General features: G+C 48.2%; 12 protein-coding genes and 1 pseudogene. 3 read left to right on the forward strand and 10 right to left on the reverse strand.

Translation table 11 applies throughout. The features are described 5' to 3' along the window. Positions 1-42: 42 nt before the first annotated feature. From METPAY_RS08445 to METPAY_RS08460, 4 genes are all read right to left on the reverse strand, one after another. Complete coding sequence (locus tag METPAY_RS08445) at positions 43-870, reverse strand: hypothetical protein (RefSeq protein WP_048151318.1); 828 nt, start codon at positions 868-870, stop codon at positions 43-45. Positions 871-1,134: 264 nt separating this feature from the next. Continuing rightward, a complete protein-coding gene (locus tag METPAY_RS08450; protein WP_048151320.1) occupies positions 1,135-1,977 on the reverse strand; it encodes a CBS domain-containing protein in 843 nt (280 codons plus the stop codon). 5 nt (positions 1,978-1,982) lie between these two features. Beyond that, the gene (locus METPAY_RS08455; RefSeq protein WP_048151322.1) at positions 1,983-2,411 is read right to left on the reverse strand and encodes a universal stress protein; all 429 of its coding nucleotides are present in this window, start codon (positions 2,409-2,411) and stop codon (positions 1,983-1,985) included. Positions 2,412-2,446: 35 nt separating this feature from the next. Then, a complete protein-coding gene (locus METPAY_RS08460) occupies positions 2,447-3,505 on the reverse strand; it encodes an amidohydrolase family protein (RefSeq protein WP_245611582.1) in 1,059 nt (352 codons plus the stop codon). Positions 3,506-3,534: 29 nt separating this feature from the next. On the opposite strand from METPAY_RS08460, the gene METPAY_RS08465 reads away from it, so the two are divergent. Then, the gene (locus tag METPAY_RS08465; protein ID WP_048151324.1) at positions 3,535-3,711 is read left to right on the forward strand and encodes a preprotein translocase subunit Sec61beta; all 177 of its coding nucleotides are present in this window, start codon (positions 3,535-3,537) and stop codon (positions 3,709-3,711) included. 17 nt (positions 3,712-3,728) lie between these two features. On the opposite strand, the gene METPAY_RS08470 is transcribed toward METPAY_RS08465, so the two are convergent. Next, on the reverse strand, positions 3,729-4,472 hold the full coding sequence (locus METPAY_RS08470; RefSeq protein WP_048151326.1) for a coenzyme F420-0:L-glutamate ligase: 744 nt from the start codon (positions 4,470-4,472) through the stop codon (positions 3,729-3,731). Between the two features lie 203 nt (positions 4,473-4,675). Between METPAY_RS08470 and METPAY_RS08475 the strand changes: the two genes are divergently transcribed. Further along, the gene (locus tag METPAY_RS08475; RefSeq protein ID WP_157199045.1) at positions 4,676-4,882 is read left to right on the forward strand and encodes a hypothetical protein; all 207 of its coding nucleotides are present in this window, start codon (positions 4,676-4,678) and stop codon (positions 4,880-4,882) included. 65 nt (positions 4,883-4,947) lie between these two features. Here the strand turns inward: METPAY_RS08475 and METPAY_RS08480 are convergent, their stop codons facing one another. Then, positions 4,948-5,295: a HepT-like ribonuclease domain-containing protein gene (locus METPAY_RS08480; RefSeq protein WP_048151330.1), complete on the reverse strand. Its 348-nt coding sequence runs from the start codon at positions 5,293-5,295 to the stop codon at positions 4,948-4,950. Then, a complete protein-coding gene (locus METPAY_RS08485; RefSeq protein WP_245611583.1) occupies positions 5,295-5,639 on the reverse strand; it encodes a nucleotidyltransferase family protein in 345 nt (114 codons plus the stop codon). The genes METPAY_RS08480 and METPAY_RS08485 overlap by 1 nt, the downstream gene beginning before the upstream one ends. Positions 5,640-5,958: 319 nt before the next feature. On the opposite strand from METPAY_RS08485, the gene METPAY_RS08490 reads away from it, so the two are divergent. Next, positions 5,959-6,258, forward strand: coding sequence for a DUF1922 domain-containing protein (locus METPAY_RS08490; protein WP_084600738.1), 300 nt, complete (start codon positions 5,959-5,961; stop codon positions 6,256-6,258). 22 nt (positions 6,259-6,280) lie between these two features. Here METPAY_RS08490 and METPAY_RS14720 read toward each other — a convergent pair whose 3' ends face one another. The 3 genes and pseudogenes from METPAY_RS14720 to METPAY_RS15800 form a co-directional block, all read right to left on the reverse strand. Next, on the reverse strand, positions 6,281-6,430 hold the full coding sequence (locus tag METPAY_RS14720; protein ID WP_013329142.1) for an Sjogren's syndrome/scleroderma autoantigen 1 family protein: 150 nt from the start codon (positions 6,428-6,430) through the stop codon (positions 6,281-6,283). A gap of 48 nt (positions 6,431-6,478) precedes the next feature. Further along, positions 6,479-7,084: a 4Fe-4S binding protein gene (locus METPAY_RS08495; RefSeq protein ID WP_048151370.1), complete on the reverse strand. Its 606-nt coding sequence runs from the start codon at positions 7,082-7,084 to the stop codon at positions 6,479-6,481. A gap of 5 nt (positions 7,085-7,089) precedes the next feature. Continuing rightward, positions 7,090-7,237 (reverse strand): annotated as a pseudogene (locus tag METPAY_RS15800) (nickel-dependent hydrogenase large subunit); the annotation flags it as partial.

The following is a 7,237-nucleotide window of genomic DNA, read 5'->3' on the forward strand; positions in this document are numbered from 1 at the left end:
ATTTCCTGTCGAGGAAACTCATCCTGAATTTTGATATTAGGTTTATTTATCCTCCTCAGGAGGCACAATCACTTTCCAGACGTTCGGATTGGTCCTATTTCCCTCGACATCATTTGTCCAGCGAATTCCTGGGAGATTAAATGCTACCGAACCATTCTTCGCGCGAGTCATGTAGTTCCACGCGTAGGCATTGAATACAACTTCAGAATATTCGTCCAAACCGGATATATCATACTCTACTTTTACACTCCCATTATAATCCAGTGATACGTTGGATGTTCCCCCCAATGTGTCAACGAATATAAGATTGAAGTCCTTATTTCCATCAAAGATGGGCAGATCAACGTATGGGCCTGGTTTCCAGGTCTGTAATATACCGGTCAAATAATTAGAAGATGTTAATGTTACATTCTTTGTATAACCGGAAGTTACACTTGATGGTGCGTACCCATCTGTGGCGGTGTAATCCCAAGTGTTACCGCTCACGTTGAGGGTAATACTGGGAGAACCACCAGTTGCATTCACCCCAATGAGGAGAACAATATCGTCCTGGAAACCCCTGCCTCCGAAATCTGTTACGTAGAATGTTCCAGATGCAGGCCCAGAACTAGTCACCTGACCTTTTGTAGTGCTGGCATCCGATACATAAATCGCATTCAGTCCTCCAGTAGGTTCTGTAAAGTTTATGAAATATGTATAGTCTCCATACTCGTTTTCCCTTATATCGTTATCCGCGACCGTGATGTTGATATGATTATAGTTAGATAACGCACCAGCCGAAACCGGCAGAATGCCGAAAGCGGCGATCACGAGCAGTGCGGTAACCGCAATGCCAATTGATTTTCTCATACTTCTCTTTTGTTTTTCCATGGTTTCACCTCTTGGTGATAGATAGTGTTCACAAAAAGCAGTTTACTAAGTGCCCCCTGTAAACAATAAAGGATAGACAGGGGAGATATATATCACTTTCCATCGGAGGAAAAATGTTGTCAATTGATTCGAGTTTTGAAGAAAAAAGAAATGAAAAATTTTCTCCTATATGAAACCGGACATCATTTTTGAAAATGATACGGTACAGATAAATCGATGATTTAAACCGCAAATCCGGTTACAAACGATAAAAAAGAATTAATCCTATTTATCTTTGCAAAGCGACCTGATCAGCTTCCTGTCGAAGAGGATCGAGACCATACGACGGTCTCCGTTGATCACCGGGAGCTGGTCCACCCTCGACCTCTTCATCTTCAGTGCGCACTCACTGACTTCGGCATTCTGCGGGACAGCGACGACCTCTGTGATCATCGCCTCCTTTACGGGCTTGTCGGGGAGCTGGACCTTCGAGATCCCGAAGGAGATCGTGTGCATGTCGCGGATACTCTCCCACGTCCATTCGTCATCGTCGGTTCCGTTCGAGAGATCGCTGACCTCGACGCTGTCCTCGATCATTGCATGCTTTATCAGGTCCCTCTCGGATATGATTCCCGTAAGCTTGTATTCCGAATTGAGGATAGGAATTGCATCGAATCCGGATATCTCCATAATTCTCCCGACGAGCGGAAGAGGGGTCTCCTCCCAGAGAGCGAATGTCTGGCTCGTATATTTTTCTTTGATCTCGTCCTTAAACTTCATCTGGGCTACACAGGTGATGAGATCGGCGATACTGATTATTCCTACAAGCCTGCCTTCATCGACTACCGGAAGCCTCCTGAAATTATATTTATCCATTATGGCTGCTGCTTCCGGTATGGTTGCATCAGGTCCGATAGTCACTGGATCTGACGTCATAAGAAGGCTGAGCTGTGTCTCCTCGGCCTTTCGCAGCATATCTTTGCGGGTAATAATCCCTACCAGTTCGCTGTCCTTTGTTACAGGAACTCCGCTGATCCCGGTTCTCTTGAGAATCCTGAGAACATCATCCCTGTTTCCCGGTGTCTCGACCGAAACCACATCCTCGACCATGTAGTCGCGGACCAGCATTCTGTCTATAGTCTCACCACCATCGTAGACACCTTGCTGTGTTTTGTTACAAAATCGGTTACGCTGCCGAGAAGAAGACGGTCTATTCCACTTTTGCCGTGCGAGCCCATTACAATGAGATCAGCCCCGATCTCCTCGGAGAGTTTGACGATCTCATCGCCTGCATGCCCTTCCCTGATATACGAGTTGTATCTCAGTGAATTCTTTTTGGCCCCCTCTTCCGCCGCTTTGAGTGCCTCGTTGCCTATGGTTTCGAGACGGTTGTAAACGACTTCCATTGTACTGTCGGCAGGAATGTTTTCAAATCCGCCCGTTTCAATGACATATACAGCATTGAGCTCCGATTTCCAGACTCTCGCTTCTTCAAGCGCCGCTTCGAGAGCCTTCTTACTGACCTCGGAACCGTCAACTGCTACAAGAATTGTACTGAACATATGCAAGCCTCGATTTTGTGTTTACAATTTTTTCTTTAAATCTTAAAATACATTCTCTCAATATAGGAAAAATTCATCCTGTTTGCCATTGTTTTTACAGGATCGCGACTGAACGACAGGTTGGCACGCACCGGATCAACGACAAAGAATGACGCCTTCTTTTTCTTTTCTATGAAGTAACTGCGGCCGAAGACCTCCGATCCTCCTACAGCCGTCTCAACGACTTCCTCGGGACCCACCCCGTAGACGGTCGACAGAAACGCCATCTCGGAGAACATGTCGGGCTGGACGAACATTACGTTGTCCGTTCCCAGGACGACTTTGCACCCGAATTCAAGCATCTTTTTTACCGGGGGATTCTCCGGGCCTGATGCGACCCCCAGTATCCAGTTCGAACGGGGGCATATTGCAATAGGAATTCCCTCATCGGCACATCTTTTCAGCTGCCTGTCGGTCGCATGGGTGCAGTGCACGAGCAGGTCCGCACCGGCATCGATCGCCGGATCGATATCGCAGTCATCTTTCTCCCCGGCGTGAAAGGCTACAAAGCCGCCGTTTTTCTTTACACGGGCGGCCCTTTCTATAACGTCGCCGCCCTCTTTCGTGCTCGAAACGCCGATCCCGTTCGAGACCTCCTCTCCGCCCTCTCTTCCGAGAATGATTCCATCAGCACCCAAACCCTCAATAGCAGATTTAAGGATATCGACCCCTTTCACTCCCCCCTCCCTGAAATCACAGAACCCGGTAGTGGCGGACGACATCATGAACGATATGCTCTTTCTCATACCATCCCTGAGGAGATCGTCCCCGGTCCGGGAGAGGATCCTGTGCTTGAGGCCGTCGGGCGGTGAAACAAGTTCGGACAACGATCCTTTCGCCCGGACGTCCATTGCTACGGTATCGGCCAGGTGGGTATGCGAATTGAAGAGGCAGGGGAAGATCCATCTTTCTTCTGCGGATTCGACCTCGTTTATCGAGTGTATTATTCCGTTCACGACACAGATCTCGACATCCCTCATTCCCGCATCACGGCCGAGATATGCCCTGCCCGACACCACAGTCTCTTTGTCCATCCTGATCACTCTGCCTCTCATTTATATATTCAAAACACAGACATATAAGCATGGCAGCGAAAAATAAAGGAGGCCGTCTGGTATCATCCGCTGGTCTTGTAACATACTACGACAGCGAAGATAAGAGAGCAGTTCACCTGTCTCCGAAAACGGTTCTGATCACAGCAGCGATAATCGGGATTATAATCGGTGCACTGGATCTGGCCTACAGTTTCAATATGTTCTAAAAAAATAATATTTTTTTTCAGTTTATTTTTCTCAGCGCTTTTATCGTTATATCGCATTCGGGCTCGAAATACAATTCATTATGCCCCTTCCATTCCGGACAGTTTCTGAAGACCACTGCAGGCACACCCCTGTTCGATTCTCCCATCAGGAAGTTCGAAAACGCTGCGATCTCGTCTACTACCGCTTCTTCCGTTATTTCAAGAACCCGGCCGAAGAGATCGCAGTCCCCCCTGAAGTCGTTGATCGCATCCATTCCCGCCCAGCCGATCGCGACACCGGTCTGGCCTCTCCTAAACGATCTTCCACAGGTATCCGTAATTATCACGCGGATATCTTTGCCGGAGATCTCACGAACCCTCTCCCTCATCTCTTCGGCAGCCGCCATAGGGTCCGGCGGAAGGATGATGACGTGACCTCTCTCCACGTTCGAGTTGTCGACTCCGGCCCTGACCCCGACATGTCCGCAGCTCATCTTCGAGAGGACAAACGGATATTCGAGCACGATCTCATCGGTCTGGTCGAGGACAACCTGGATGAATCTCTCGTCCTCTCCGCACATTCCGGCGATCTCCTTCGCCTTTTCCGAAGGAACCACTTCATCGAGAGTCCTGATGTGCCCTTTTGATTTTGAATATACCGACGAGGCGATGCAGAGGATATCGCCATCAATTAGATCGATCTTTTTGCAGATCTCTCCCGCGAGATCGTCGCCCGGGTGAAAAACAGGCAGACCCTCGACAGGAAGGACTTCAATACTCATAACCTGATATCAGGGTTTCATGATATTAAATCCGTTCATTTAAATCAGCCGTATCCGGCAGGCAGGGATATTATCTCAGTTAACATCATTCTTCAGGCTAAAACTCATGACGAAAGCGCAGTATTCAGGAAAATGTTTCCACAATATCATCCTGGTGCAGCCATCAAAAATTATTATCGCTCCCAAAATAATAGTATGTTAAAATGAATACAGAATCCATTTCCATGGAGGATATGAAGAAAGAGATCGATACCATCAAAGAGGAGATCAAAAAGATCAAATCGAATATGATCGATCCTGACTCAATTCTCACTGAAGAAGATTATATCTGCCTTCAGGAATACCGGAGAGAAAAGGAGACAGGAAAACTCCTCCGGGAGTCGGAAGTCATTAAAGGACTCGGCCTATAGATGTATCAACTCCGGTTCTCTTCCCGGCCTTTTACATTAAAGAATGTATGATAATTTGGCTGCAATTACCTGCCCGATGACAAAATCTCCCTGAGCTGTGAGTACAGGTCAGGAATATCTTTACGCATCATATCCAGAACCTCTTCAAGATTTACGGAAAAATAACCGTGAATAAGCCTGTCCCGGGTGCCGGCCATCTCCCGCCACGGCAATTCAGGATGAGTGCTGCGAAACTCCGCCGAGACCTGTTTTGCAGCTTCTCCGATAACTTCCAAAGACCTGATAACAGCGTTCTGGTATATCTTATCCGATAAAAATTCATCAGCAGTAATTCTGCCGGAAACACTCATTATTACCTCGCACTGTTCCAGAATATGGGATAAATAAGCCTCATCCCTATGATCCCTGCCCATTATGCACCCGCACCTGCACCATACATGACAACATCTGCCATAACGTAAGGTTTGATATAAGGACTCAGGTATTTTTCAGATACGAGTTCAACCCTCCTTCCGAACAGGTTTTCAAGATATTCGGCAAGATCCAAAAATCTGCGTATTCCGATAGCACCGTGTTTGAAAGTATAAAGCACATCGATATCACTCTCCGGCGTATCCTCTCCCCGGCTTACCGACCCGAAAATACCTATCGTTTCAATATCAAATTCTTTCTGGAGATAAGGCAGCTCACGCTCAAGTTTTCTTAAAACATCTTCACGAATGCTGACATAAGAAGCGCCCATCTGCACAACCTCCATAATCTGAAATCAATATCTGGTTGTTACTGTTTAGATCAGAAATCGTAATAGAGATTTCGTAAATACACCCGGGACATAGCATGGAATTCGGGAGTAAACATACAGAAAGTGTCATGAACATACCGCATATCTCCGTTAGGGGATACTCGCCTATCCCCCGGGCATCCTGTCACCACGAAGATGCCGGGAGGGGGAGGGGTTTTCGAATGCACTCGATGGATATCTGCCCTGAGTCGTTTGATTTGCCCGTACTGGCCTATAATAGTAGTATCAAACGATTTCGGGAAACCACCACCATGGCTCCTCCAAAAAATTTATTATGGCGCATAGAGATTACACATATATAGTGTACCTTATCATCCGCTGTCCCGGCTGCCTGTCATTCACCTACGTGGATAAATACCAGAAGTGGAAGCTATGCCCTATCTGCAGCGAGACGATAAATCCCTCAAAGGTCCAAGTGTACCTGGATGTGGAGACGCCGGGAGAGGCGGAGATCATCGCCCGGCAGCTCCAGAAATACCTGAAGGATAAGAGGAAAAAAGATCTCGACGAGGATGAGATACAGCAGATCAGGGAAGAATATGCAGGCTGGGTCCGCAGTCACCCACCCGTATGAAAAATGATTTTTGATTTATAGCTTATAGCCAGGGCTTTCCGCACCCGGGGCAGATCACAGTAACCTGCCTCCCGCAGTGCGGACAGTACAGCCCGCCTTTGTTTTCAATCAGGGGAGTCCCGCACCTTTTACAGCGCATATCCTCTTCATAACCGCACTTGTGCTTTACCATTGATAAATGATTATTTTTATAAAATAAAATCTTTATCTCAAAAGAGGATCACTCTTCGTCCTGGGCGCCTTCGACAACCCTTGCAACCGTTATCGCACCGTTGGGGCAGGTCTCCTCGCAGGTCTTGCAGCCGGTGCACTTTTCGGGGTGAAGGAATGTCAGGTTTCCTTCCTTTACCCGCATTATGACATCGTCGTTCGAGGATGTCCCTGTCGAGCCGAGCCGCGGGTCTTCTTCCTTGTTCACCGGGCAGGCGACAGCACAGTTCCCGCAACGCATACATTTCGCGTTGTCCACGTGCAGGTGGTATGTTGCAAGGAAGTATGTCTTATCATCCTCATTTCTCTCCAGGATGTCCCCGCTCTTCAAGACATTGTCCGGGCAGGCCTCGACGCAGAGCCCGCAACGGATGCAGTGCCCCTTGTATATCACGGGCGCCCACTTGCCGTCGTCGCCCCTCAGGACTTCTATCGCACCCGGTGAAGGGCAGATCATCATGCACCTCAGTTCATGGGTGCACTCGTTTCCCGTGAGCTCAGGATAGCCCCTGAAATGATCGGGCGTTACAAGCGGAGGAGTCTTTGCGAAGAGGAACTTCCTCCACCATTCTGGCCGGCAGAACTCCTTCAGGTAATAGATTATGGACGAAGTCATCTCTTTCACCTCTCGTTGCACGCGATGCACGGGTCCGAACTGATGAACGTCGCCGTGATGTCGGCCGCGGAATCGATTCCCTTCAGCATGTAATGTCCGCACGCCTCGATGTTCATGATCGACGGGGTCATAATCGCGATCTCGATGATCCGC

It is taken from the genome of Methanolacinia paynteri (assembly GCF_000784355.1).
In the GTDB taxonomy this organism is placed as follows: Archaea; Halobacteriota; Methanomicrobia; order Methanomicrobiales; family Methanomicrobiaceae; genus Methanolacinia; species Methanolacinia paynteri.

Bases quoted from the DNA above. Each gene is read 5' to 3' on its own strand.
- METPAY_RS08445 (WP_048151318.1), bottom strand. From the start codon at position 870: ATGGAAAAACAAAAGAGAAGTATGAGAAAATCAATTGGCATTGCGGTT.
- METPAY_RS08450 (WP_048151320.1), bottom strand. From the start codon at position 1,977: ATGCTGGTCCGCGACTACATGGTCGAGGATGTGGTTTCGGTCGAGACA.
- METPAY_RS08455 (WP_048151322.1), bottom strand. From the start codon at position 2,411: ATGTTCAGTACAATTCTTGTAGCAGTTGACGGTTCCGAGGTCAGTAAG.
- METPAY_RS08460 (WP_245611582.1), bottom strand. From the start codon at position 3,505: ATGAGAGGCAGAGTGATCAGGATGGACAAAGAGACTGTGGTGTCGGGC.
- METPAY_RS08465 (WP_048151324.1), top strand. From the start codon at position 3,535: ATGGCAGCGAAAAATAAAGGAGGCCGTCTGGTATCATCCGCTGGTCTT.
- METPAY_RS08470 (WP_048151326.1), bottom strand. From the start codon at position 4,472: ATGAGTATTGAAGTCCTTCCTGTCGAGGGTCTGCCTGTTTTTCACCCG.
- METPAY_RS08475 (WP_157199045.1), top strand. From the start codon at position 4,676: ATGAATACAGAATCCATTTCCATGGAGGATATGAAGAAAGAGATCGAT.
- METPAY_RS08480 (WP_048151330.1), bottom strand. From the start codon at position 5,295: ATGGGCAGGGATCATAGGGATGAGGCTTATTTATCCCATATTCTGGAA.
- METPAY_RS08485 (WP_245611583.1), bottom strand. From the start codon at position 5,639: ATGGAGGTTGTGCAGATGGGCGCTTCTTATGTCAGCATTCGTGAAGAT.
- METPAY_RS08490 (WP_084600738.1), top strand. From the start codon at position 5,959: ATGGCGCATAGAGATTACACATATATAGTGTACCTTATCATCCGCTGT.
- METPAY_RS14720 (WP_013329142.1), bottom strand. From the start codon at position 6,430: ATGGTAAAGCACAAGTGCGGTTATGAAGAGGATATGCGCTGTAAAAGG.
- METPAY_RS08495 (WP_048151370.1), bottom strand. From the start codon at position 7,084: ATGACTTCGTCCATAATCTATTACCTGAAGGAGTTCTGCCGGCCAGAA.